Source organism: Ruegeria sp. SATB045, from assembly GCF_059613525.1.
Genome location: NZ_JBXWSR010000036.1, coordinates 37,086 through 61,815, shown reverse-complemented (window position 1 = coordinate 61,815; position 24,730 = coordinate 37,086). Strand labels below are relative to the sequence as shown.

Annotated in this window: 27 protein-coding genes; 17 read left to right on the top strand and 10 right to left on the bottom strand. The window is 58.8% G+C overall.

Annotated features, from left to right (window positions below):
* The first annotated feature begins 110 nt into the window (after window positions 1–110).
* Complete coding sequence (locus AC2FNR_RS18865) at window positions 111–596, top strand: RNA pyrophosphohydrolase (RefSeq protein ID WP_353392803.1); 486 nt, start codon at window positions 111–113, stop codon at window positions 594–596.
* Here AC2FNR_RS18865 and AC2FNR_RS18860 read toward each other — a convergent pair.
* Both AC2FNR_RS18860 and AC2FNR_RS18855 read right to left on the bottom strand, forming a co-directional pair.
* A complete protein-coding gene (locus AC2FNR_RS18860; protein WP_496850749.1) occupies window positions 584–946 on the bottom strand; it encodes a hypothetical protein in 363 nt (120 codons plus the stop codon). The genes AC2FNR_RS18865 and AC2FNR_RS18860 overlap by 13 nt on opposite strands.
* Complete coding sequence (locus tag AC2FNR_RS18855; protein WP_496850747.1) at window positions 943–1,260, bottom strand: NYN domain-containing protein; 318 nt, start codon at window positions 1,258–1,260, stop codon at window positions 943–945. Before AC2FNR_RS18855 ends, AC2FNR_RS18860 begins: the two co-directional genes overlap by 4 nt.
* Window positions 1,261–1,402: 142 nt before the next feature.
* Between AC2FNR_RS18855 and AC2FNR_RS18850 the strand changes: the two genes are divergently transcribed.
* The gene (locus tag AC2FNR_RS18850) at window positions 1,403–2,776 is read left to right on the top strand and encodes a radical SAM protein (protein WP_496850745.1); all 1,374 of its coding nucleotides are present in this window, start codon (window positions 1,403–1,405) and stop codon (window positions 2,774–2,776) included.
* Window positions 2,773–3,612, top strand: a complete 840-nt coding sequence (locus AC2FNR_RS18845; RefSeq protein WP_496850743.1) for a DUF547 domain-containing protein — start codon at window positions 2,773–2,775, stop codon at window positions 3,610–3,612. Before AC2FNR_RS18850 ends, AC2FNR_RS18845 begins: the two co-directional genes overlap by 4 nt.
* Window positions 3,613–3,616: 4 nt before the next feature.
* Here AC2FNR_RS18845 and AC2FNR_RS18840 read toward each other — a convergent pair whose 3' ends face one another.
* Window positions 3,617–4,606, bottom strand: coding sequence for an adenosine kinase (locus tag AC2FNR_RS18840; RefSeq protein ID WP_480869134.1), 990 nt, complete (start codon window positions 4,604–4,606; stop codon window positions 3,617–3,619).
* The gene (gene nth, locus AC2FNR_RS18835) at window positions 4,603–5,247 is read right to left on the bottom strand and encodes an endonuclease III (RefSeq protein WP_496850742.1); all 645 of its coding nucleotides are present in this window, start codon (window positions 5,245–5,247) and stop codon (window positions 4,603–4,605) included. The genes AC2FNR_RS18840 and nth overlap by 4 nt, the downstream gene beginning before the upstream one ends.
* A gap of 116 nt (window positions 5,248–5,363) precedes the next feature.
* On the opposite strand from nth, the gene AC2FNR_RS18830 reads away from it, so the two are divergent.
* Window positions 5,364–6,206, top strand: a complete 843-nt coding sequence (locus AC2FNR_RS18830) for a bifunctional helix-turn-helix domain-containing protein/methylated-DNA--[protein]-cysteine S-methyltransferase (RefSeq protein WP_496850740.1) — start codon at window positions 5,364–5,366, stop codon at window positions 6,204–6,206.
* 50 nt (window positions 6,207–6,256) lie between these two features.
* On the opposite strand, the gene AC2FNR_RS18825 is transcribed toward AC2FNR_RS18830, so the two are convergent.
* A complete protein-coding gene (locus AC2FNR_RS18825; RefSeq protein ID WP_496850738.1) occupies window positions 6,257–7,696 on the bottom strand; it encodes an aldehyde dehydrogenase family protein in 1,440 nt (479 codons plus the stop codon).
* A gap of 208 nt (window positions 7,697–7,904) precedes the next feature.
* Here AC2FNR_RS18825 and AC2FNR_RS18820 point away from each other — a divergent pair, with 208 nt between their 5' ends.
* Window positions 7,905–8,555 (top strand): peroxiredoxin, encoded by a 651-nt coding sequence (locus AC2FNR_RS18820; RefSeq protein ID WP_496850737.1) that lies wholly within the window; start codon window positions 7,905–7,907, stop codon window positions 8,553–8,555.
* A gap of 45 nt (window positions 8,556–8,600) precedes the next feature.
* Here AC2FNR_RS18820 and AC2FNR_RS18815 read toward each other — a convergent pair whose 3' ends face one another.
* From AC2FNR_RS18815 to AC2FNR_RS18805, 3 genes are all read right to left on the bottom strand, one after another.
* On the bottom strand, window positions 8,601–9,323 hold the full coding sequence (locus AC2FNR_RS18815) for a glycosyltransferase family 25 protein (RefSeq protein ID WP_496850736.1): 723 nt from the start codon (window positions 9,321–9,323) through the stop codon (window positions 8,601–8,603).
* Window positions 9,324–9,392: 69 nt separating this feature from the next.
* Window positions 9,393–10,082 carry an outer membrane protein gene (locus tag AC2FNR_RS18810; RefSeq protein ID WP_496850734.1) on the bottom strand — a complete coding sequence of 230 codons (690 nt, stop codon included), beginning with the start codon at window positions 10,080–10,082 and terminating at the stop codon, window positions 9,393–9,395.
* Between the two features lie 133 nt (window positions 10,083–10,215).
* Window positions 10,216–10,701 carry a PACE efflux transporter gene (locus AC2FNR_RS18805; protein WP_496850733.1) on the bottom strand — a complete coding sequence of 162 codons (486 nt, stop codon included), beginning with the start codon at window positions 10,699–10,701 and terminating at the stop codon, window positions 10,216–10,218.
* Between the two features lie 256 nt (window positions 10,702–10,957).
* Here AC2FNR_RS18805 and AC2FNR_RS18800 point away from each other — a divergent pair, with 256 nt between their 5' ends.
* Window positions 10,958–11,593, top strand: coding sequence for a DUF1326 domain-containing protein (locus AC2FNR_RS18800; protein WP_496850731.1), 636 nt, complete (start codon window positions 10,958–10,960; stop codon window positions 11,591–11,593).
* Here the strand turns inward: AC2FNR_RS18800 and AC2FNR_RS18795 are convergent.
* Both AC2FNR_RS18795 and AC2FNR_RS18790 read right to left on the bottom strand, forming a co-directional pair.
* Complete coding sequence (locus AC2FNR_RS18795) at window positions 11,532–12,515, bottom strand: amidohydrolase family protein (RefSeq protein WP_496850729.1); 984 nt, start codon at window positions 12,513–12,515, stop codon at window positions 11,532–11,534. The genes AC2FNR_RS18800 and AC2FNR_RS18795 overlap by 62 nt on opposite strands.
* Entirely contained in the window at window positions 12,512–13,525 is a 1,014-nt protein-coding gene (locus AC2FNR_RS18790) for an ester cyclase (protein ID WP_496850916.1), read from the bottom strand. The genes AC2FNR_RS18795 and AC2FNR_RS18790 overlap by 4 nt, the downstream gene beginning before the upstream one ends.
* A 152-nt stretch (window positions 13,526–13,677) precedes the next feature.
* Between AC2FNR_RS18790 and AC2FNR_RS18785 the strand changes: the two genes are divergently transcribed.
* The 11 genes from AC2FNR_RS18785 (at window position 13,678) to AC2FNR_RS18735 (ending at window position 24,725) form a co-directional block, all read left to right on the top strand.
* Window positions 13,678–14,724, top strand: a complete 1,047-nt coding sequence (locus AC2FNR_RS18785) for an ABC transporter ATP-binding protein (RefSeq protein WP_170355998.1) — start codon at window positions 13,678–13,680, stop codon at window positions 14,722–14,724.
* A 75-nt stretch (window positions 14,725–14,799) separates the two neighbouring features.
* Window positions 14,800–16,011 carry an ABC transporter substrate-binding protein gene (locus AC2FNR_RS18780; RefSeq protein ID WP_170356000.1) on the top strand — a complete coding sequence of 404 codons (1,212 nt, stop codon included), beginning with the start codon at window positions 14,800–14,802 and terminating at the stop codon, window positions 16,009–16,011.
* A 67-nt stretch (window positions 16,012–16,078) separates the two neighbouring features.
* Complete coding sequence (locus AC2FNR_RS18775) at window positions 16,079–17,101, top strand: carbohydrate ABC transporter permease (protein WP_480869143.1); 1,023 nt, start codon at window positions 16,079–16,081, stop codon at window positions 17,099–17,101.
* 1 nt (window position 17,102) lies between these two features.
* Window positions 17,103–18,257 (top strand): carbohydrate ABC transporter permease, encoded by a 1,155-nt coding sequence (locus AC2FNR_RS18770; RefSeq protein WP_496850726.1) that lies wholly within the window; start codon window positions 17,103–17,105, stop codon window positions 18,255–18,257.
* Between the two features lie 4 nt (window positions 18,258–18,261).
* Window positions 18,262–18,792: an ester cyclase gene (locus AC2FNR_RS18765; protein ID WP_170755243.1), complete on the top strand. Its 531-nt coding sequence runs from the start codon at window positions 18,262–18,264 to the stop codon at window positions 18,790–18,792.
* Between the two features lie 11 nt (window positions 18,793–18,803).
* Window positions 18,804–20,135 carry a histidinol dehydrogenase gene (hisD, locus tag AC2FNR_RS18760; RefSeq protein ID WP_496850724.1) on the top strand — a complete coding sequence of 444 codons (1,332 nt, stop codon included), beginning with the start codon at window positions 18,804–18,806 and terminating at the stop codon, window positions 20,133–20,135.
* Window positions 20,132–21,184 carry an ester cyclase gene (locus tag AC2FNR_RS18755; protein WP_496850722.1) on the top strand — a complete coding sequence of 351 codons (1,053 nt, stop codon included), beginning with the start codon at window positions 20,132–20,134 and terminating at the stop codon, window positions 21,182–21,184. The genes hisD and AC2FNR_RS18755 overlap by 4 nt, the downstream gene beginning before the upstream one ends.
* Window positions 21,184–21,948, top strand: coding sequence for an SDR family NAD(P)-dependent oxidoreductase (locus AC2FNR_RS18750; protein WP_496850720.1), 765 nt, complete (start codon window positions 21,184–21,186; stop codon window positions 21,946–21,948). The genes AC2FNR_RS18755 and AC2FNR_RS18750 overlap by 1 nt, the downstream gene beginning before the upstream one ends.
* On the top strand, window positions 21,948–22,703 hold the full coding sequence (locus tag AC2FNR_RS18745; RefSeq protein WP_496850719.1) for a hypothetical protein: 756 nt from the start codon (window positions 21,948–21,950) through the stop codon (window positions 22,701–22,703). Before AC2FNR_RS18750 ends, AC2FNR_RS18745 begins: the two co-directional genes overlap by 1 nt.
* Window positions 22,696–23,739 carry a LacI family DNA-binding transcriptional regulator gene (locus tag AC2FNR_RS18740; protein ID WP_496850717.1) on the top strand — a complete coding sequence of 348 codons (1,044 nt, stop codon included), beginning with the start codon at window positions 22,696–22,698 and terminating at the stop codon, window positions 23,737–23,739. The genes AC2FNR_RS18745 and AC2FNR_RS18740 overlap by 8 nt, the downstream gene beginning before the upstream one ends.
* On the top strand, window positions 23,736–24,725 hold the full coding sequence (locus tag AC2FNR_RS18735) for a nuclear transport factor 2 family protein (protein WP_496850716.1): 990 nt from the start codon (window positions 23,736–23,738) through the stop codon (window positions 24,723–24,725). Before AC2FNR_RS18740 ends, AC2FNR_RS18735 begins: the two co-directional genes overlap by 4 nt.
* Window positions 24,726–24,730 lie beyond the last annotated feature (5 nt).

The window sequence follows — 24,730 nt, the reverse complement described above, 5'->3', positions numbered from 1 at the left end:
GTTAGATTGACGTTCACGTCAACGTTGTCACGTGAAACCTAACGTCAAACTCTTTGCTGTTAGTCTGGCAGTTGATACAGAACCTGCATAGGAAAATTACGAGGCCCAGCATGACCCCTGACCAGATCGCTAAACTGCCCTATCGTCCCTGTGTCGGGTTGATGCTCATGAATGCAGAGGGCAAGATTTTCGTCGGGCAACGTAATGACCGCCACAAGGACGCATGGCAGATGCCGCAGGGTGGTGTGGACAAAGGTGAAGACCCGCGCGATGCCGCCCTGCGCGAGTTGTGGGAAGAAACCGGCGTGACCGCAGATCTGGTCGAGGTGGTGGCCGAAACCCCCGGCTGGCTGCCATATGATCTGCCTCATGACATCGTGCCGAAGATCTGGAAGGGGCGCTATCGCGGGCAGGAACAGAAATGGTTCCTGCTGCGTTTCACGGGGCGCGATGATCAGATCAATATCGAAACTGAACACCCGGAATTCACCCAATGGAAATGGCAGGAGCCCGCCCATCTGGTGGACGAGATCGTGCCTTTCAAGCGGGGCGTTTACGAACAAGTGATCGCCGCTTTTGCGGATCACCTGGACTGAGCGATTTGTTCAAACCCGTCCGGTTTGAGCCGCACATGTGCATTCTGACCAGCCGGGTCCAACTCATATAATTCAGGCTTGGATTTCAGGTATTGCCGCCAGGTTTTCTTGGGGCGGTCGCTAATCCTGATGCCGTGCTGCCGGTGCATTTTGGCCCCAAGGATGGTCAGTTGCATCCCTGTTCCGGTTTTGCTGTTGCTCGCAATGATATTGCGGATTTGGCAATCCAAATCCGAGACAGATTTGGGTCGCAGCGCCTTAGGTTCCGAAAGTTTTAACTCGACGAACCGAACACAGGACGCGCGTATGCTTTCAGGAGTTTTGCCCTCACCTGCACCGATTGTGGTCACGCCACGCTCGCGCAATCTCCGGTGAGGTGAACGAAATCCCCGTCCGAGCTTGCGATCACGACAACGTCGATACCTTGTTGCAGAGCCACGTCCATCGCGTCGATGGCAAGCAAAAGATCGGTCGCGTTTTTTCCGCTTCCGCTGTGAATCAGGTGAAAAGCGCCGACCTCATGCCAGGAGGAATTGCGCCTTGCATTCATGTAAACCCGCGCGACGTCCACCCGACCCGCCTGATGACCGGCCTGTAGAATCATATCGCTGTGATCGGCACTCAAATTGTCGCCATCGACCAATACGGCAACGCGCTGTGTCATGCGTATTAAATATCCTTTGTTCAATTCTCGGTTTGATAGTTTGGGTTTAAGGCGAAACTTGGGCCCCCCCTTCACTCACCCTGCGACAACTTGCCGTGAGGGGGCGTAGTTCGCACGTCGGCCCGTCTCTAGCTTGGTGCGCATGAGAGACACCGTTCACAGCCCCCCCGCCATCGTCCCCGCCGGGCGCAAATTCTCCGGTTCTGACCGTCGTGCGCCTCTGCGCGAAGGATTGCAAAGCTGTGGGGAATATCACGCCGGGCAGACGGCGGGGCGGTTCTATCCTATCGCCTGCGTCGCGCTTGAGGTCACGCAGCGATGTAATCTGGATTGCACGCTGTGCTATCTCTCGGACCGGGCCGAGATGACCTATGACCCGCCTCTTTCGGTTCTGTTAGCGCGGTTGAAGACGATCCACAGCCACTATGGTACCGGAGTGTCGGTTCAGCTGACTGGGGGCGACCCGACCCTGCGCAAGGTCGAAGACCTTGAGGCGCTATGCCGCGAAATCAAGCGCTTGGGGATGCGGTCGTGCCTGATGACCAATGGTATCCGCGCCAGCCGCGCTTTCCTGACGCGGTTGGCGGCGGCGGGGCTGGATGATGTGGCCTTTCACGTGGATATGACGCAAGAGCGCAAGGGGTTCACCTCCGAGGTCGAGTTGAACACCGTCCGCCGTGCTTATATCCGACGCGCGCGCGGGTTGGGCCTGCGCATCCTGTTCAACACCACCGTGTTCGAGGGGAATTTTGATGACCTTCCCGCATTGGCGCGGTTTCTGCGTGACCGACCCGAGGTCGCCTTTGTCTCGTTCCAGATGCAGGCCGATACCGGGCGCGGCGTGTTGCGCGAACGGCCCGAGATGATCACGCAGGACAGCGTCGCGCGCTCGATTGAAGCGGGATACGAGGCCCCGCTGCATTTCGGCACGGCGGCTGTAGGGCATTCCAAGTGCAACAGTTATGCCAGCGTTGTCACAGCAGGGGGGCGGGCTGTTTCGTTGTTGTCAAACCAACCGCTGGTGCATCGGGTGATGACAGCGCTGGAAGGGGTGGACGACAATCAGGATGCCCATATCCGCATTCGTCCCAAGGTCATGCGAATGATCCGGCGGCATCCTTTGCTGGCCTTGCGCGCATTGGGTCAACTTGGGCTGAGCATCACTCGTCTGGGCACTGGTCTGTTGCGTGGCCCGGTGAGGCGGCAGGCCGTGTTCATTCACAATTTCATGGCGGCGGATCAGCTAGAGGAGGATCGCTGCGCCTCGTGCGTGTTCATGGTGGCCACGGCGAATGGGCCGCTGTCGATGTGCGTCCACAACGCTCAACGCGATATGCACTTGGCCAGTCCTGATCGTCTTGACGGGCCCACAGGCCCAAGCTGGTGGAACGCCGCTGTTCCGCGCCTGTCGAATGGGCCGGACCTGCCCGAGCTTAGCGACCCGGCCCTCGCCCCGATGAAACGGTTGAAAGGGCAGATGCGCGCCCTGCGCCAAATCCGAAAGGATGCCTCATGAGACGTTTGCTGATCCTTCTGTTGCTGCCCTTGCTGACCGCCTGTGCCAGTGTCGAACGTCTGGCCCTCCCTGCGCCCGAACCTTTGACGAACAGTGCCCTGACCCGCGCTGCCCAACCACCCGGAGAGCGTGTGGATCACCGCGACTGGACCGCCTTTTTGAACCGCTATGTCGCACCCGATGCGCAGGGGGTGAATCGCGTGGCTTACGGGCAGGTCTCGGCCGACGACAGGGTGCGTTTGGACGGGTATATCGAAGATTTGCAAGCGGTGGACCCTGCGGCGCTGACCCGTGATCAACAGTTGGCCTATTGGATCAACATGTACAACGCGGTGACGGTGGATGTGATCCTTGAAAACTACCCCGTCGCCTCGATCCGCGACATCAAGGACGGGCCGCTGTCGATCGGGCCGTGGAACCGGCCTCTGGTCACAGTCGCGGGGCAGAGCTTGACTCTGAACGAGATCGAGCACCGCATCATCCGCCCTGAATTCAACGAACCGCGCATCCACTATGCGTTGAACTGCGCCGCTGTGGGCTGCCCCAACCTGATGAACCGTGCCTGGCAGGCCGAGACGTTGGAGCGTGACTTTGCTGCCGCGGAACACGCCTATATCAACGACCCGCGTGGGGTTCGGTTCAATGACAGTGGCGGGTTGATCCTGTCCAAAATCTTCATCTGGTTCCGTGAGGATTTCGGACAAAACGAGGCGGCCGTTCTGGCGTATATCCGCATAGTGGCCGATCCGGACCTGCAAGCGCGCCTTCAGGATGTGCCCCGCGTCAGCGCCTATAAATACGACTGGGCACTGAACGACGCGGCAACGGGGTCTTAGGCGCTTACAGCAAGCCTTCGGCGCGCAGCAATTCCTGCATGTTCGCTTCTGGCCTTGGGCCGATATGGCTGATCACTTCGCGGGCGCAGACATTGCCGATCTTGGCGCAGGTCTCGTAATCGCGCCCTGTGGCCATGCCAAACAGGAACCCTGCCGCGAACTGATCGCCCGCACCGGTGGCGTCCACGGGCACAACCTTTTCCACCGGTACATCCACGCGCTGACCGCCGAACAAAACCGTCACGCCATCACCCGACCGGGTACATACGACCAGAGGGCAAATCGCGGCGGTTTTGGCCAGAGCGTCCTCAAGATCATCGGTTTCGAACAGCGATTTGATCTCGGCCTCGTTGCCGATCACGAAATCCAGCTCGTTCTCGATCAGCAGCAGGAAATCGACCCGGTGACGTTCCACGCAGAACGGATCGGAAATCGCGATCCCCGCCTTGCCGCCGCCCTTGTGACAGGTGCGCGCGGCCTCAAGAAACGCGGCTTTGCCCTTTTCCTTGTCGAACAGATACCCCTCAAGGAACATGATCTGGCTGTTGCCTGACACGTCCTCGGATACGTCCCGAGATGACAGTTCCGAGGAAATGCCCAGATAGGTGTTCATTGACCGTTCGCCATCGGGCGAGACAAAGATCATCGAGCGTGAGGTCGGCAGCTCGCCACCCGGCACCGGCGGGTTGACGAAATCGACGCCGTCCTCATTCATCGCATCGGCATAGAACCGCCCCAGCGCGTCGTCATGCACCCGGCCAATGAATGCCGCATCCAGACCCAGCGCGCCCGCACCCGCGATGGTGTTGGCAACCGAGCCGCCGGGCGTCTGCACGCGACCCTCCATCGATGCATAGAGCACCTCGCCGCGTTCCTGCTCGATCAGCTGCATGATGCCTTTTTCGATGCCCATCAGCTCCAGAAAGCTGTCATCGGCCTGTGAGATCACGTCCACAACGGCATTTCCGATACCGGTGAGCTGGTAGGTTTTCATAGGGTTTTGTCCTCGAATTGACAGAGATCGCGGATGATACAGGTTCCGCAGAGGGGTTTGCGCGCCTTGCAGTGATAGCGTCCATGAAGGATCAGCCAGTGATGCGCGTGCAGTTGAAAATCTGCGGGAATATTGTCTTCGACGGCGCGCTCGACCGCGTCCACGTCTTTGCCGGGGCAGATACCGGTACGGTTCCCGACGCGAAAGATATGCGTGTCCACCGCCTGTGCCGGTTGCCGCCACCACATGTTCAGCACCACATTGGCCGTCTTGCGCCCGACACCGGGCAGCGATTGCAGCGCGGCGCGGGAATTGGGCACTTCGCCACCATACTCATCGACCAGAATACGACTGAGTTTGATGACGTTCTTGGCCTTCTGGCGGAACAGGCCGATGGTCTTGATATGCTCGGTCAGGCCCTCTTCGCCCAGATCCAGCATCTTTTGCGGCGTGTCGGCGATTTTGAACAGCTCTTTGGTGGCTTTGTTGACGCCCGCATCGGTGGCCTGCGCCGACAGCGCGACGGCGACGACCAGAGTGTAGGCGTTCACATGATCCAGCTCGCCCTTGGGTTCGGGGTCGGCGTCCTGAAAACGCGTAAAGATCTCGCGGATCGTGTGGTAGTCGAGTTGCTTTGCCATCCGGGCCTTAATGCCGCCCAAGGGCCTGTGACACAAGCCCAAAGCCAATGCGCAGGTTTCGGGTCGCGGTGGCCGGGCGCGCGGGCTATGGTCCGGGGCAGCAGATGAGGTGAGTTATGAACGTCCAGACCCCCGAAAGCGGATACCACTACAACGTCATGCGCCGCGCGATCGAGCTGATCGATCAGGGCGGCGAATCCCTGTCGCTGGACGAGCTGGCCCGCCAGATGGACATGAGCCCGGCGCATTTTCAGCGCCTGTTCTCGCGCTGGACCGGGGTGTCGCCGAAACGCTATCAGCAATATCTGACGCTGGGCCACGCCAAGGCGCTGCTGCGCGAGCGGTTCACCACGCTGGAGACGGCGCATAACGTGGGGCTGTCCGGGTCCGGTCGCCTGCATGATCTGTTCCTGAAATGGGAATCCATGAGCCCCGGCGAATACGCCCGCAAAGGCGATGGCCTGACGATATACTGGGGCTGGTTCGACTGCCCCTTTGGCCCGACTTTGGTGATGGGCACCGACAAGGGCACCTGCGGCATGGCCTTTGGCGCGGAAACCGGCGAAGCGGCGGCGATGGAGGATATGACCTCGCGCTGGCCCAAAGCCCGCTATGTCGAGAATGCCGAAAAACTGCGCCCCTCGGTCGAGGCGTCATTTGGTGCCGATCGCGCGGTGACGCCGCTGCACCTGATCGGCTCGCCCCTGCAGATCAAAGTGTGGGAAGCGCTGATGCATATCCCTTCGGGGCAGGTCACGACCTATTCCGAGATCGCGCAGCGGGTGGGGTCACCACAGGCGGTGCGGGCCGTGGGCACGGCGGTTGGGCGCAACCCGGTCAGCTGGCTGATCCCCTGTCACCGGGCGTTGCGCAAATCGGGCGGCCTGGGCGGTTATCACTGGGGTCTGCCCGTCAAACGTGCGATGCTGGCCTATGAAGCCGCGCAGGCGGATGCCTGAAACAGAGCGAGGCACCGCAAGGTGCCTCACTATTGGATCACTAGGGATGCTTACTCGGCGGCCCAGCCGCCGACGGCTTTGACCTCAAGGAAATCCTCCAGCCCCCAAACGCCGCCTTCGCGCCCGTTGCCGGATTGCTTCATCCCGCCAAACGGAGCCCCGGCGCTGCGCGACTGGCCGTTCATCTCAACCATGCCGGACCGCAGCGCGCGGGCCATGCGGTTGGCGCGGTCGCCATCCTGTGTCTGGACATAGTTGGTCAGGCCATAAGGCGTGTCATTGGCAATCTCTACAGCCTCTTCTTCGGTGTCAAAGGGGATCATGGTCAGGACCGGGCCAAAGATTTCCTCGCGCGCGATGGTCATCTGGTTGGTGGCGTCGGCAAAGACGGTGGGGCGCACGTAGTAGCCCTTGTTCAGACCCTCGGGCCGTCCGGTGCCACCGGCAACCAAACGAGCGCCTTCGTCGATGCCCTTCTGGATCAGGTCTTGTATCTTAGTCCACTGCAGTCCGTTCACTACGGGGCCGATATGGCGACCTTCTTCCAGCGCGGGACCGACGGCGACTTTGGCGGCCACCTCGGCTGCGGTTTCAACCGCTTGGTCATAGATCGGGCGCTGAACCAACATACGGCTTGGCGCATTACAACTTTGGCCGGTGTTGTTCATCATGTGCAAAACGCCACGTTTGACCGCTTTTTCATCGGCGTCCGCAAAGACAACGTTTGCGCCTTTGCCGCCCAGTTCCAGATGCACTTTCTTCAGTGTATCTGCTGCATTCTTGGAAATCGCAGTTCCCGCGCGGGTCGAACCTGTAAAGCTGATCATATCCACGTCCGGGTGCGCCGACAGCTGAGACCCCACGCCCACACCATCACCGTTCACCAGATTGAACACGCCTGCAGGAAAGCCTGCCGCGTCCATCATCTCGGCGAAGATCATCGCGTTCAGGGGGCTTTGCTCGGACGGCTTCAGCACCATCGTACAGCCTGCAATCGCCGCTGCGCCAACTTTCAGGGTAATCTGGTTCATCGGCCAGTTCCATGGCGTGATCAATGCGGCAACACCCACCGCCTCGTAGATGATCCGGTCATTGGGCGCATGATCGCCCAGCGGGCGTTCAAATTGGAATGCCTTTGCGGCGCGGATAAAGTTCTTAAGATGGTAAATCCCTGCGCCTGATTGCTGCGTACGGGCCATGTCGATTGGCGCGCCCATTTCCATAGACATCGCCTGCGCAAGGTCTTCTGAACGTGATGCGTAGACCTCGACCAGTTTCTCGACCAGAGCGATGCGGTCTTCTACCGGGGTTCCCATCCAGCCCGGGAGGGCCGCCTTTGCCGCCGCTACAGCAGCGTCGGTATCCGGTTGTGATCCAAGGGAAATGACCGCACAGGGCTCTTCGGTCGAGGGGTTGATGACTTCGAAATCATTGGTCGCTGCAGGACTTATCCATTCGCTATTGATGTAGAAGTTACGCTTTTCGATCATGCTGCAACCCTTTCGTAGTTGACCCGACCGGTTGGTCGGTTTTTCGCCGCAACCTTGTCACCATGGTGGACGCCGGGCAAGGGACAATTCCGTGTGGGCTTCAAATCGAAATGCGTGAATTTAAACTCGATCTGGAAACAGCAGTTTAACTTATGGGCAAATTGATTAAGTTCTCATCAGGCTTATCAGTATCAGAAGGAGAGGCCCCATGGGTTTGCGTATCAATGACACCGTCCCGAATTTCACCGCAGAAACGGATCAGGGCACCATTCAGTTTCATGACTGGATTGGCGATAGCTGGGCGATTCTGTTCTCGCACCCAAAGGATTTTACCCCTGTCTGCACCACCGAGTTTTCCGCCGTTGCGCAGTTGAATGACGAATGGGCGGCGCGAAACACCAAGGTTCTTGGCGTCTCGGTCGATGGCGTAGAGGACCACAAGAAGTGGAAAAAGGACATCGAGGCTTACGGCAACGCCAATCCCGGTTTCCCTATCATCGCCGATGACGGGCTTGCGGTTTCAAAAGCCTTCGACATGCTGCCCGCCGAAGCATATTTGCCCGACGGCCGTACCCCTGCAGACAGCGCCACGGTGCGCTCTGTCTTTATCATTGGCCCCGACAAGCAGTTGAAGCTGTCGATGACCTATCCGATGACAGTGGGCCGAAACTTTGCGGAAATCCTGCGTGCGCTGGACGGTCTGCAAATGAGCAGCAAGGGCGTTGCAACCCCGGCCAACTGGGTACCGGGCGAGGACGTGATTATCCCGCCTGCAGTTTCCAACGAAGAAGCCAAGGAGAAATTCGGCGAGTTCCAAACGATCTTTCCCTATCTGCGCAAAACCAAAGCGCCAAGCTAATACACAGAGCGGGGCGTAAAGCCCCGCTTTTTTAAACTGCGCGTGTCAGGCGCTAACCCGCTGAGGGTGTTGCATCAGTTTTGCCCTGTAGGCCGCGCGTTTGAACTCGCGTGTCAGCTTGTCGCTGACCGGGGGGCGGAATTGAATAGTCGAGCCGCCAATCTCGCCCGCGACTTCCTGATTGCCGCTGCCTTGCAAAGAATGGATCGGTTGTCCGGTAAGCCAATGCATCTGCAGGAACGTATCTATCGGGCGGTCGATTCGATTTGTCACCGCAAGCAAACGTTCCGCAGCCCGACGCCCGACCAGTTGGCAGACGCATTGCAAGCCAATGACTTTGGGCAAAATAAGCCTCAAATCCTTTCGTCTTGCCAGCACCTCCGCAGCGGTTTCACGCTGTTTGACAGGGATACGTATGTAGTGATCCGGAGTGGCAATCGGCTTGATCAGCTCAAGGGCCTGCTTCATGCGTTCTGGGTCGATGCGCAGGTCGTCTTCGGTGGTGATGGCCAGATCAATCTTTTCATCGACCATTTTTTGCCAAATTCGCCGATGGCTTTGAAACACTCCGATCTCGGCCGGGCGTAATTCAAACGGGTATTCGGGGCGGTAAAGATTACCCGGAAATAGTTGGACATCGTTTATTTGTTGCGGATCGCGACCATCCACAGCCTCGATTAACTCGCCATTTGGCAGATCCTGGCACAGCTTTGCAGCGTTCTTCTGCCGGGCGGTGCTGGAGGACATATGAATGATAAACGAACGCATGCCCCCGTGCATAGAGCACAGGAACACGCGGGGGAAGAGAAACCGGAGAGAAACTCTTCCCCTATGCTATCAGAACTGCTGGCGGACACCGAAATTTACGCTAAACGCGTCGATATCGTCTTCGACAGTTCCGGTCAGCGCTCCGTTCGGGGCCAGACGATCAGACGAAACGTCAAAGGCGCGCGAATAGCGGGTATCCAGCGTCAGAGAGGTGTTGGCTCTTACGTCATAAGATACACCTGCGATGATCTGGGCTGCAAAGGTCGTGTCGCTGTCGTCCAGTTCGACACCCGGACCATAGGCGAAATCCAGGTCGGTATAGATCGCACCCAGGCCCAGGCCTACGTAAGGGGTGAAGGCTCCGGCCTGCTTGAAGTCGACCAGAACGTTCGCAAACAAAGACGTCTGGGTCACATCGCCCGAAACATTGCCTTCGGCGGCCGGGCCGTTTCCGGAAAAGTTCACGCCGTCCACATCGTTGTCACGATAAGACAGTTCCAGTTCGATCCGGGTACCAATGGTGTCGTTGCTCCATTGCGGGATCTCTTTGCCAACGGCCACACCCAGGCCGAAACCACCGTCGAAATCGGTGTCGACGTTTTCTGGGCCGCCATTGACGGTGCCGCTGAAGTCGCTGTCCTGCAGTTGGCTGTATCCAGCGAAGCCCTGAATATACAGGCCGTCTGCCAGACTCTGTGCCGACAATGCCGATGCGCTGATCGTCAGTGCCGCCGAGGCGAGAAGAATACGCTTAACCATGTCCATGTCCTTTGTTCCAAATGGTTATGAGCGCACATGTGGGCGAACGCTTCGGCAATAAGAAGGCATGGAGGCTTCACTTCGATTCACAGGTATTTGGGGCTGTGTGAGCAAATAATCGCAACCCGTGTTGTCATACGTTTTGCGGGGCTGACAATTCCACCGGTTGCATAGCTGCCTTCTGAATTGCGCGCACAGGTTGAACGGGCCGTAGTCGGTCATAAACGATGTGAAATACATAGGTATAGACGGAGTATGTGATCGTCAGGCCGAGGTTAAAGGCCAGCGCGGTTTTTAACGAATGCCCTCCGACATACATCATCAACGGGCACGTGATGATCACCGCTGTGACCTCGTGCAGCACGGCATGAATAATTCGCATCCGATGCGGCCGGGCGCAGGCCAAACGGCAGGTTTGGTTCCTTTCCAGCAGGTCGAACAGGGTGTTGAAAATAGGCGACCATATCAGAATGACGATGGACAGCAGTGTGATCAACGCAAATCCATGCGCCATAGAAGATCCCGCGATATAGGCGTAAACCGGTGAGACAAAGGCAATGCCTATAAGCTCAAAACTGCCTGTTTGAATGACGCGCTCTTTGAACGTCCTCAGTGTCATGACCCATCCCTTCACACACGTGATGACCTTGTTAATTCGGTCTTTTGTCCGAACCTGTCTTTTAGGTCGGCAGGAAATTGTTTCCCTAGGGTAAACTGTCATGCTGAGATCTCGTTGGCTGTGAACTTGGACACAGACCTTTGAGGCGTTCCAGATGATTGGCACCTTGGTTCGGAGTTCTGGGCTAAATGTGCTAGGATACCGGCGTCGGGGCAGATGAAGACAGGTATCGGGCTTTCATTTCAGGAGGGTCACGATGGCATTTACAGATTGGTACGTTGAGGGCGCGGCATTCGGGAACTGCAATTGCGGTTACGCCTGTCCCTGCCAGTTCGAAGAACTACCCACCCATGGGAATTGCCGAGGGTTCGAAGTGCTCGAGGTGTCCAAAGGGCATTTCGGCGAGATCGACCTGACGGGCACCAAGGCGGCACTGATATATGCCTGGCCCGGCCCGATTTTCGAGGGCGGAGGGGAAATGCAGGTGATCATTGATCCGGGTGCGACAGACGCGCAGCGGAATGCGCTGGAGAAAGTGTTCCACGGGGAAGAAACCGACGAAATGGCCACCCATTGGTTCGTGTTCCGTGCCATGTGCAAAACCGTGCATGATACCCTGTATCTGCCGATAGACTTTGAAATCGACATTGAAGGGCGCAAGGCCAATGTCACAGTAGGCGACGTGTTGCGATCAACCGGACGCCCGATTCAGGCCCCGCATGGTGGCGGAGAGCACCGGGTGCGCATTGATATTCCCGGTGGGATCGAATTCACCATCGCCGAGATCGGCAGCGCCTCGACCACGGCGAATGCTGCGATCACGTTGGACCTCAAGGATAGCTTTGGCCAGTGGCATGTGTTGAAACACGGGCCGTCGGGGGTCGTCCACTAGGGGCGTTCTGACCGTTTCCGCCCCCTGTTTCACTGAGCCGTTGACGCGCTGCTTCAATGCGGTAAAAGCGTTTCGCCGTGTTGTGAAAGACATCGGTATGACTGGCGACCGGGACGATGGCCTCATGCCGGGATACGGTGTCCTGGTATGTCGCGCTTAGGCTGTCGACCGGGAAATTCGACCCGAACATGCAGCAGTCAGATCCGAATTGGGACAGGCAGGTCTTTATGATGGGCGAAACGCTGTTGGCGCTCCAGCTGTGATCAAACATCCCCAAACCGGACAGCTTGCAAAAAACCTGCGGCAAACAGGACAACGACGTCATGGCATCGGACCACTGGCGCAAGCCTTCATCCGTTCGATCATGCGGTGATCCGGCATGGCAAAATGCCACCTGCGTATCGGGGGATTGGGCAAGAACGGCAGCGGTCTGTTGCATCAACTCGGGCAGAAGTTGCAGGTCAAAGGACAGGCCACGCGCCCCCAATTGTTGAAGGCCGGATAGGAAATTGGGGTCCTCAAGCAGCGCATTGTTGCCAGTGACTGCGTCCTCGCCAGGCGCGCGGCCTATGATCTGTCGAACACCGCGCAGGGACGGCAAGGTTTGAAGACGATCGAGTTGTTCACTCAGATCATCAGCCGTCAGATCGCAGAAGGCCACCTGTACCAGAGGCCAGTCCGGAAACTGGTCGGCCACGGATTGAACCCAACGCGCTTCGGCCCACGGGTCTGCTGCTCCTACCTGGATATGTACCGACGCGCCAAAGCCCTGTGCTTCGGTATCCGCGCGGAACTCTGGCAGCAGATAATCCCGTTGGATGGACGCGGGGTCACCGAAAAATCGAACAACACCTTTTTCGGCCAGCCACGGATATGTCACAGCGGACAGGTCCCAAAGGTGGTGATGCGCATCTATCTTCATGGCGTTTCTATCCCTGTACTGCGTTCCAGAATGTCGACGCCTTGCCCTTTCCAGAAATGCAGCAGGTCAATGAAAATCCAGTTCTCAGCCAATTTGTCACCATCACGGCGATAAATATCGATCACCCGAAATTCGCCGGTCTGGCCGGTGGCCGGCATCCCCATGAAACCGCCGGTTGGAATGGCCGTAAAGTTGGGCCAACCGAAAAAGCCGCCGTAATGTCCCTCGGCCAGTCGGCAAATATGATTGGTCTTGGAGCGGTTCGTGAAAGCGGCGCGGAACGGGCCGGAGTGCTGCTTGGCATAGCGTTCGATCGTATAGGTCGCGCCGATACCTTCGGGGCCCCACCACAGCATGTCGTCGTGCCAGCTTTGGGCCAGTTCATCCTCAAGCGATAGCCCGCTGTTCCATTGGCCCAGATCTGCAATCATTGCATTGATCACGGCCAGAGTTTTCTGCCCCTCTTCGATGGGCTGTTCAGTTATCAGCAGCCCGTCATGCGTTCTTGGACCTGGCTGCACCACATGCATGGCGGTCTGCGGTGGGAAGGGGTTCTGCCCGGCCTGCACCATCAGATGCGGAATGTCGAAATACATAGCTGTTTCGACAATCTGCCCCTCGGCGATCCGATAAAAGGCACAATATCGTAGGAAAGTTAGCTTGCCTGTCGTGCGGATGCCCAACCACGGTTGGTCAAACAACCCCATAAGATGCCCCATTGAGACGACCCAGATATCGGCCTCGTCCCGCAATGAGTTCTGTCCGGCAAACAGAATGTCCTCGCGTATTTGAAGATGGGCTAAACTGTGTTTGAGCGGCTGCCAGAATCGGTCCCCGACTTGCGCGGGACCGCTAAGCTGATTGAATGGATGAAAGCCACGCCACAGCATATCTGGTGCGCAAAATTGGCCCAGAACCTGGGCAATTTGATGCTTGTCTGCGCCTTCCAACTTCTTGTGAAAGGCAATGATTAATTTTTTTGCTTTCTGAAAGTGTTCGGAATTTACCATGTTTCTCAGCGTTTTATCAGTTTCATCCGCCAGGGATGAGTCGGGTTTCAGCTTCATTTTTGCATACGTATGCAAAAAAGTCTTGCTCGATTTGATACATGCGAATTACAGTTTTGCAAACGTATGCAAAGCGAATCCTTGTTGGGGGCACCATGGCGGAAATCAAATTGCGCAACGTCGGCAAACGCTGGGGTACCTTCGTGGGGGTCCACAATTTTGACCTGACGATCGCAGATCGCGAGTTTCTGGTGCTGTTAGGCCCGTCGGGCTGCGGCAAGACCACCACGATGCGCATGATCGCCGGGCTTGAGGATGTGACCGAGGGCGAGATTCTGATCGACGGCAAGGTCGTCAACGATCTGGAGCCCAAGGACCGTGATGTTGCGATGGTGTTCCAAAGCTATGCGCTTTATCCCAACATGAACGTCTATGAAAACATCCGCTTTCCGCTGAAGGTGCGCGGCATCGACCCAGCGACCCATGACGACAAGGTGCGCCGTGCCAGCGCGATGGTTGAACTGGACGATTTCCTGCATCGCAAACCAGCCGAACTGTCGGGCGGTCAGCGGCAGCGTGTGGCGCTGGCCCGCGCCATTGTGCGCGAGCCCAACGTGTTTCTGATGGACGAGCCGCTGTCGAACCTCGATGCCAAGCTGCGGGTTTCGACCCGCGCGCAGATCAAGAACCTCAGCCACGAACTGGCGGTGACGACGATCTATGTCACCCACGACCAGATCGAGGCGATGACACTGGCCGACCGCGTTGTGGTGATGAAACAGGGCGTAGTGCAGCAGGTCGGCAGCCCCACCGAAATCTACGACCGACCAGCGAATACCTTTGTGGCCAGCTTTATCGGCTCACCGGCCATGAACCTGATGGAGGGTGAGGTCGCGGGCGGGGTGTTCCGCGCGGAACATGTTGAGATACCGGTGGACGCGCCGGACGGCCCCATGACGCTGGGCTTCCGGGCCGAGGATGCCAGCCTTGCCGAAGGCTCGGGCCAGATTACCGCGCCGATCTACACGCTCGAATTGCTGGGCGACGCGACCATGATTTCGGTCCGGGTTGGCGGGGCTTTGGTGTCGGTCAAGGCCGATAAATCTTTCCGCGCCGAGATTGGGGATAATGTCTCGTTCTCGGTGCCAACGGAAATCTGTCACCTCTTCGAAGCTGGAAGCGGTGCGCGGATCGGGGGCTAACCCCAAAAACAGCCCATACGGGCATAACAGCGGTCCGGACGTCGACGACGGACCCATCCTGACAGGGAGAAACGCATGAAACTCAAGACGATCCTAATGGCAGGCGCCATGGCCATCGCGGCAAGCGGTGCATCTGCGGCCTGTTCTTACGAAAATGAAGTTCCGCTGAAATCGCTTTCGGCAGGGTTTGAGGCCTGGAAAGCCGTCACCGATGCGATGGCCGAATGCGGCAATTTCAGCGCATCGCTGGATCAGGAATTCCGCGAGAAGCAGCCCGAAGCCTTTGCGGCCGACCCGTCACTGTATCAGATTGGCGGCGTTGCGAATGAAACCATGATCCCGCTGCTAAACGCGGGCACGATCCGTCCGCTGGATGATCTGGTTGCGAAATACGGTCAGGACCTGCTGCCCAACCAGTTGATCAAGGTAGATGGCAAGGTGATGGCGATTGCTATGATGGTGAACGCGCAGCACCTGATGTACCGCAATGACGTTCTGGCCGATCTGGGCATCGAAGAGCCCGCCACCTATGACGATGTTCTGGCGGCGGCGGCCAAGATCAAAGAGGCCGGCGTGATGGAATACCCCATCGGCGGTACGTTCAAGACAGGTTGGAACCTGGCCCAGGAATTCGTCAACATGTATATGGGCGAAGGCGGCACGTTCATCGGCGAAGGCAACATGCCCTCGATCAACAATGAAAAGGGTGTCAAAGCGCTTGAGACGATGAAGGCCATGACCGAGTTCATGGATCCGGAATATCTCGTGTCCGACTCCACCTATGTTCAGCAGCAGTTCCAGCAGGGCAAGATCGCCATGGCGAACCTGTGGGCCAGCCGCGCAGCTGCCATGAATGACGAGGCCGAAAGCCAGGTGGTTGGCAAAGTCACCATGGCCTCGGCTCCGATGGGATCCGAGCGTCCCTCTACCACGATCTGGTGGGACGGCATCGTTCTCGCCTCGAACATGAGCGATGAAGAGGCCGACGCTGCTTTCCGTCTGGTCATGGAAGGCATCGACGGTGACATGGTCAGCGCCAACAATGACACCGCCGTCTGGCTGAACGCCGCCTATAAGCCCGGCGATCTGGCCGCTGGCGCTGCGGCTTCGGCGGAAAACGGTGCTGGGGCCTACCCGGCCAGCGCCGCAATGGGTGTTCTTCACAGCGCATTGGGCAATGGTCTGGCCGATTACCTGACCGGTGCCAAGGACGCACAGACCGCGCTGGCCGATATCGAGGCGGATTACATCACCGCAGCGAAAGAGGCTGGTCTGATCAGCAACTGATCCTCTCTGGGGAGGGCCCCGTGCCCTCCCTCTTTTCCCACTTGAGAACCATGAGAAAGGCAGAGCCATGAATTTCCGGACATTTGCCGCCTTTGTTGGCCCCTCTGTCTTTATGATGCTTCTCTTTATCGCGTTCCCGTTGGTCAGCGTGTTCAAACAGAGCTTTTACATCACCCAACCCGTCTATGAGACGGTCGAGGTCGAAACCTGCACCCCCGGCTTCCTGACCCAAACCTGCGTGACCGAGCAGAAATCGCAGCCCAAGCTGGATGAACATGGCGAGGTGATCACCCAGACCGAATATGTCGGCCTGCAAAGCTATCGCAATGTGCTGGAGCCTGAACGCGCGTGGCGCGCGATCACCGAGGGCAACTGGTCGGTCCTGTCCACCATCAACTTCTGGAAGGCGCTGCGGTTCACTCTGACGTTCACGCTGATCACGCTGCCTCTGGTCATCGGGTTCGGGCTGGGCATCGCGGTTTTGATCAACAACGCCGCGCGGTCGATCCGTGGGCCGGTGATCTTTATCTCGCTGCTGCCCTTCATCATCACGCCGGTGATCGGTGCGCTGTCGATCAACTGGCTGTTCCGTGGGGACGGCATCCTGACGGCGCTGCTGGAGTGGTGGCTGAACCGCGACATAGCTCTGTTTGCGCAGGCGTGGACGATTGAAATTCTGATGATGTTCTACCGCGTCTGGCACGTGGCCCCGTTTGCGGCCGTGGTGTTCTATGCCGGGCTTCAGACCGTCAATCAGGACAGTCTGGAAAGCGCCGTGATCGACGGAGCGACCCGCTGGCAGCGCATGAAGTACATCGTCATTCCGCATCTGATGCCGCTGATCATCTTCGTGTCGATGATCCACCTGATGGACGCCTACCGGGTGTTCGAAGAGATCGTCGGTTTCTCCAGCCAGGCTTACGTCATCTCACTGCAATGGCTGACCTTCGACTTCCTCGTGCCGGATCAGGCGGGCAACCGGTCGATCAGCCGGGCCTCGGCCAGCGCGATGCTGACCATGATCGGGATCGTCCTTCTGCTGATCCTGCCGCTGCGCCGCACTTGGCGCGACCATAAAGGAGGCCACTGATATGTCCTCGCGCGCGCTTCGCCAACCTCTCAGCCTGCGGCTGACCTCGAACATCTTCCTCGCGTTCTGGTGTCTTGTCGCCGCCTTCCCGATTGTCTGGATCGCGATCATGAGCGTCAAATCCCCCGTCGACGCCTATGACAGCAATGCGCTGAACGTGATCTTTGGCCCGGCGACGCTGGCCACCGGGAACGGGTTGTCGGTGCTGGATATCATCTTTGGCATCGCAGTGATCTGGGGCGCGGCCATGGTCGTGACCAAAGTGCTACCCGCGAAGATCAAGGAATACACATCACAGGGCCAGGAATGGTTCGGTTGGGTGGTCGGAGTGCTTGTCGCCCTGATCGCCTTCCTGCTGGTGTTCTTTGTGGTCTTGCCTGCGGTTTTGAACGTGCTGAACCCGCTGTTCGGTCCCCTTGGCCGCGATGTGCTGGGCGTGACAACCGAGCATTATAAGACCGTTTGGGTCGATCGGGGCTTTTCCAACAATTTCAAAAACTCGCTGATCGTGACCGCCGGGGTGGTGACCGTGTCGCTGACCGTGGGCACGCTGGCGGGCTATGGGCTAGCGCGGTCGGGGTCAACGCTGGCCTTCTGGATCTTGCTTATTGCGCTGATCTTTCGCGCGTTGCCGCATTCGGTTCTGGTTGCGGGCTATCTGCCGGTCTTCATCAACTCGGCCGAATGGCTGGCGCCTATTCTGGGTGAAAATGCACCGACGCTCTATGGCAAGCCTTTCGCCGTGATCGCGGTGCTGGTGGCGATCAACCAGCCGTTCACCATCTGGATGCTGCGCTCGTTCTTCCAGAATATCCCAGCCGAACTGGACGAGGCCGCGCGGGTCGATGGCTGCAACCACTTTCAGGCCTTCCGCCGCGTGATCATGCCGGTGATGTGGCCGGGGGTGATCACCACCGGGCTGTTCAGCTTCCTGCTGGCTTATAACGACTTTCTTGTGACCTCGCTGCTGCTTGATGCGCAGAACCAGACGATGGTCCCCGCCATTGCGGGCATGTTCAACCGCGAGACAACGACGACCGATCAGGTAGTTGCCGTGGCCGCTGCTGTGTCGATCATCGCCCCGCTGTTCTTCCTTGTGATGATCTTCCAACGCCAAATCGTTAGTGGCCTGACCGCTGGCGCAGTAAAAGGATAAAGAAATGAAGGGTTCCCGCCCGGAACAAGCCGTTCTGACCCGTGATACGGACATGTCCAAAACGGATGAAACGCGCCGTGTGATCGAGACGATGGTCGATGGTCTAAATGACCACCGCATTGATGATATCGGCGAGTTCTTCTCGCAAGGATTCCGCTGGTTGGGCAATCAGGGCTGCGGTACCAAGACCGGCTTGAAAGAGTTTCAGGACAACTGGCAGCGCCCTTTCCAGGCCGCGTTTTCCGACAAGACCTGCATCGATGAGGCTCGTCTTTACATGGGCGAATGGGCCGCCGCCTTTGGCCGGCAAGAGGCCACGCATTCCGGCGAGTTTCTGGGCATCGCCCCCACCGGCAAGCGGGTTGAAATCCGTTACATGGATTTCTGGAAAGTGGTCGATGGCAAGATCGTCGACAACTGGGTGAATGTGGATTTCGCCCATGTGGCCGCGCAGCTGGGTGTGGATCTGTTCAACGGCGAGGGCTGGGAAGCCTATGACCGTGGTGAGAAAACCGCCCCCCGCCCCGACAAGTAAGGATCAGGACTATGGCAATCGAGTATCTCAAACGCGGCAAGTCCGACGCTGACCGGGCCGAGGATGACGCAAAGACCCGCGCAGTGGTCGAGGCCACGCTGAAAGACATCGAAACCCGGGGCGACGCCGCCGTGCGCGAGCTGAGCGAGAAGTTCGACAATTACTCGCCCGCCTCGTTTCGCCTGTCGCCAGATCAGATCGACGAGCTGATCGGCCAACTGACCGAGCGCGAGCTGGACGATATCAAATTCGCCCAGGAACAGGTGCGCAACTTTGCGCAGGCGCAGCGGGACTCGATGCTGGATATCGAGGTTGAAACCCTGCCCGGCGTCATTCTGGGTCACAAAAACATCCCTGTACAATCGGTGGGCTGCTATGTGCCCGGCGGCAAGTTCCCAATGGTGGCTTCGGCTCATATGTCGGTGGCGACAGCCAGTGTGGCGGGTGTGCCAAGGATCATCGCCTGCACACCTCCGTTTCAGGGTAAACCGAACCCGGCAGTGATCGCCGCCATGCATCTGGGCGGCGCGCACGAGATTTACGTCATGGGCGGCATTCAGGCTATCGGCGCGATGGCACTGGGGACCGAAACTATTGACCCCGTTCACATGCTGGTCGGTCCCGGCAATGTCTTTGTGGCCGAAGCCAAGCGCCAGCTGTTTGGCCGTGTAGGCATCGACCTGTTTGCTGGTCCGACCGAGACGATGGTGATCGCAGATGAGACCGCCGCCGATGCCGAGCTTTGCGCCACCGACCTGCTGGGTCAAGCCGAGCATGGCTATAACAGCCCCTGTGTGCTGCTGACCAATTCCCGCAAACTGGCCGAGGATACGCTGGCCGAGGTCGACCGCCTGCTGGGTATCCTGCCCACCGCCGACACCGCCAAGGTGTCCTGGGAAGAATATGGCGAGGTGATCGTTTGTGACACCTATGATGAGATGCTGCAGGTCGCCGATGACATCGCTTCTGAGCATGTGCAGGTGATGACTGACCGCGACGATTGGTTCCTTGAGAACATGACCTGCTACGGCGCGCTGTTCCTTGGGCCGCGCACCAATGTGTCGAACGGGGACAAGGTAATTGGCACCAACCACACACTGCCCACCAAAAAGGCCGGGCGCTATACCGGCGGGCTTTGGGTGGGTAAGTACCTGAAAACGCACAGCTACCAGAAGGTTCTGACTGACGAGGCGGCGACGCTGATCGGCGAATATGGCTCGCGCCTGTGTATGCTGGAAGGCTTCGTGGGCCATGCCGAGCAATGCAACGTCCGCGTCCGCCGCTATGGTGGGATCAACGTGCCCTATGGCGAGGCGGCCCCGTATCGGGACGCCGCCGAATGAGTGATATTCATACGCAGCATAAAGCCCTGATCGCGCCGGTCAGGGCGGCTATGTATGACTTTACCGAAACGGGTGTGCGGCAGGCGCTGGCCAAGGCCAGCGCCCCGGACGCCCTGTTTCGGTTGTGCCATCCGTTTGGCGACAGCACCGGCAGCGATGCCTTCTACGACACCGCCTTTAAGGGTCTGCTGGACGCATGGCCTGATTTGGAGCGGCGCGACTACATCGTCATGGCCGGGCCGGATGAACACGGTGCGGATTGGGTCGGTTGCGGCGGCTATTATACCGGTACCTTCACCGGGCCGTGGTTGGAGATTCCTCCGACCGGCCATCAGGTGACAATGCGGTTCCATGAATTCTATCGCTTCCGTGACGGCAAGATCGTCGAGATGCAGGCGCTGTGGGACATCCCCGAAGTAATGATGCAGGCCAACGCCTGGCCCATGGCCCCCAGTCTTGGGCATGAATGGCAGGTGCCGGGCCCCGCGACGCAGGATGGTCTGGTGCCGGGGCCATATGATGCCGATAAAGGTCAGCAGACATGCCAGCACATCATCGACATGCTGGATCACCTCAAGAAACACCCATCAGAAGGTGGGCCGGAGGTGATGGAGATGGAAAAGTTCTGGCATCCCCGCATGAACTGGTACGGCCCCGCCGGGATCGGAACCGGGCGCGGCTATGCTGGGTTTCGCAACTGGCACCAGATTCCGTTTCTGAACGGAATGCCGGATCGCGGGCAGTATGTAGATGACATAACCTATCACTTTTTCGGCGATGGCGAATATGCCGCCGTCACCGGCTGGCCGAACATGATCCAGACGGTGACCCATGACGGTTGGATGGGGATTGCGCCCTCGGGCCAGCGGATCACCATGCGCAGCCTGGATTTCTGGCGGCTCGAGAATGGCCTGATCCGAGAAAACTGGGTTCTGGTCGATCTTCTGGACGCTTATCGCCAACTGGGAGTTGACGTGTTCGCCCGTCTGCGGGAATTCAACAAGGCCCGGAATATGGGCCGAATTGAAATACCGGATGGAATGAGCTGATGACTGACCTGCCCCGCACCCCCTCGTTTTCGCTAAGCGGTAAAACCGCGCTGGTTACCGGTGCCTCCTCGGGTATTGGTCAGGGCTGCGCCGTGGCACTGGCAGAGGCCGGGGCGCATGTGGTCTGTGCCGCGCGCGGGGCGGATCGGCTGGCTGAGACCGTCGCCGCACTGCAGGCGCAGGGCTGGTCGGCTGAGGCGGCCGTGGTGGATCAGGGCGACTTGCAGGCGCTGAAACAGCTGTTCGAAGGCCGTACTTTTGACGTGGTCGTCAACTCCGCCGGAACCGCCCGCCACAGCCCGGCTGTCGAGACCACGCCCGAAGATTTCGACGCAGTAACCAGCGTTAATCTGCGTTCGGCCTATTTCCTGTCGTCCTATGCGGCCAAGGCGCTGCTGGCGGCGGACAGGCCGGGGTCGATCATTCATATCTCAAGCCAGATGGGCCATGTGGGCGGCGTGGACCGGGCGCTCTATTGCGCCACCAAACACGGGCTTGAGGGCATGGTCAAAGCAATGGCGATCGAATGGGGCAAACAGCGCATCCGCATCAACACGGTCTGCCCAACCTTCATCCGCACGCCGCTGACACAATCCACTTTCGACAACCCCGAACGCGCCGCGTGGATCATGGACAAGATCAAGCTGGATCGCGTGGGCGAGGTCGAAGATATCATGGGCGCGGTCGCCTATCTGGCCTCGGACGCTTCGGCGCTGGTGACGGGCACCTCGATGTTAATTGACGGGGGGTGGACGGCGGACTGATGCGCTATGACGACAAGGATATCAGCATTCAACGCCGTCTACGGGATGCGATCCTTGATGCTATCGTCGAAGAAGGCAAAACGATGATCTATCGACCCTCTGCCGGGATGGCGAATGAAGAACCGCATCACTTTTGGGGGCGTTTTGGCCCGATCTTGGACGAATACGGATTGAAACAGATCGACAAAGACTCTGTTCGGGAAGATGCGCAGCAACGGATCGGTAAACTGAACGAACCCGATGCCGATACGGTGCATCAGCTATTTGTTCAGTTTCTGGGCGAGCGCCCCGGAAGCCAACTGCCGGACACCCGGGGTGACTTTCAAGTACCGGACAGTCTGCGTGGGGTCATGGATGCCTGTTGCGATTTGACCTTTGCGGTTCCTACGATCTCGCGCGGTTTTCGTTGGACCGAGCGGGTTGCCCCCGTCATGCGTGACGCAAAACGTTGGGACCATGAAGGTGTGTCCAAGCAGGACGAAAGCCAGGCTATGGTTTCCGAATTTCGTGCGCAACGTGAACAGCGCGGTCGTGAGTTTGAAAAAACGGCACCGATCCATGCCATAGACGGTCTGCGGGACATAGCAAAAGCCGAAGGCCCAATGGCAGCATTGCAATCCCTGAATCAATACCACGATGGCAATGCATGGCTGAGCATTCACGACCCGACCGTACCGCGTGGTGTGCCGACGATGGGGCTAGATGCTGGGATGATATTGCTGGCTGCATTGTTGAGAGAGAAACCGGATGGCTGAAAAGGTCACATCCCTGCAGGTTGCGCAACTGGCCGGTGTCAGCCAGTCAGCGGTCAGCCGGGTTTTCACGCCCGGTGCATCCGTCAGCAAAAAGACCGAAGACAAGGTGCGCAAGGCGGCTGCTGAGCTGGGTTACAGGCCCAATGTTCTGGCCCGCGCCATGGTGTCAGGCAAAAGCCGGATCATCGGTTTGGTGGTGGGGTATCTTGAGAATTACTTCTACCCCGAGGCGCTTGAGAAGCTCTCAAATGCGCTGCAGGAACAGGGCTATCACGTGCTGATCTTCATGGCCTCACGCTCGGCCGGGAATATTGACGACGTGATGGATGAAATTCTGGACTATCAGGTCGATGGGGTCGTTCTTGCCTCGGTTCCAATGTCGTCGGATATCGCCACGCGCTGTCAGCAGGCCGGCGTTCCGGTGGTGCTGTTCAACCGCACGCAGGATCTTGACGGGATCACCACGGTGGCCTCGGACAACTATGCGGGCGGGCGCAAAGTGGCCGAGTTTCTGCTGGCCGGAGGGCATAAGCGCATTGCTTATGTTGCGGGCTGGCAGGGCGCCTCGACCCAGCGCGACCGCGAGGCGGGGTTCCGCGCGGCATTGGCTGAAGGCGGGCAGGATGTGTTCGCCCATGATGTCGGAGATTTCCATACAGAGAACGCCCGGGCCGCCGCCCGCCGGATGTTTGATGTTGCCCCCGGCAAAAGGCCCGACGCGGTGTTCGTGGCCAATGATCACATGGCTTTGGCGGTGATGGACGTGATCCGCTTTGAACTGGGCCTGCGCGTGCCCGAGGATGTCTCGGTCATCGGTTATGACGACGTGCCGCCCGCCGGGTGGCCCGCCTATAACCTGACGACCATCCGCCAGCGCGCCAATCTGATGGTGGCTGAAACCGTCACCGCATTGCTTGACCATATCGACACCCCGGCCACGGCCAAACCGCGGAAAGTGGCCATTGACGGGCCGCTGATCGTGCGGACCTCGGCGCGTTTGCCGAAGGGGTGGAAACCACAAAGGACTGAGACATGAAGGGCTTTGATCCGAAATTCCGGGATTTCCCGGACTACATTATCGGCATCACCAAAGAGATTTGGGAGGATCGCGGCATCGCGACCCTGCACGAGTATTACGGCAAGGATATCGTCGTGCGGATGCCGGGCAGTGTCTCGACCGGCAATCAGGGTGTTATCGGCGCGACCATGGCTACACTGGCCGAGTTCCCCGACCGTACCCTTCTGGGCGAGGATGTGATCTGGTCCGGCACGCCCGAGGATGGGATGCTGTCGAGCCACCGCATCATGTCCAGCGCCACGCATCTGGGCGATGGCGCGTTCGGCAAGGCGACCGGGTCCAAGCTGCGCTATCGCATTCTGGCCGACTGCCATGCCCGCAACAATACCATCGACGATGAATGGCTGATCCGCGACAATGGCGCGATCGTCCGGCAGATGGGGTGGGAGCCCAAGGAATTTGCCCGCGACCTGATCGCGCGTGAGGGCGGGGCCGAGGCATGCGTCAAACCTCTCACCCCGGCCAATGATCTGGACGGGCCGTACAAAGGGCGGGGGAATGACAACGAATGGGGCCAGCGCCATGCTGACCTGCTGACCCGGATGATGGGCGCGGATATGGGGGCGGTTGAACGCGACTATGATCGTGCCGTGCAAAGTGAATATCCCGGTGGGGCCACCGGCCACGGGCGCGACGCGGTGGACCGGTTCTGGATGTCTCTGCGTGCCGCGCTGCCCAATGCGACCTTTACCATTCATCACCAAATCGGGCGCGAGGATGCCAACATGCCGCCCCGCTCGGCCATCCGTTGGAGCTTGCATGGCAAACATGATGGCTGGGGGGCGTTTGGCGTGCCCACCGGGGCGGACCTTTTTGTGATGGGCATCAGCCACGCCGAATGGGGCGAACTGATCGGCGGCGATATCCGCCTGCGCCGCGAATGGACCCTGTTCGATGAAACGGCGATCTGGAAGCAGCTTCTTCTGGCGACCGGAGACCTGTGATGCCA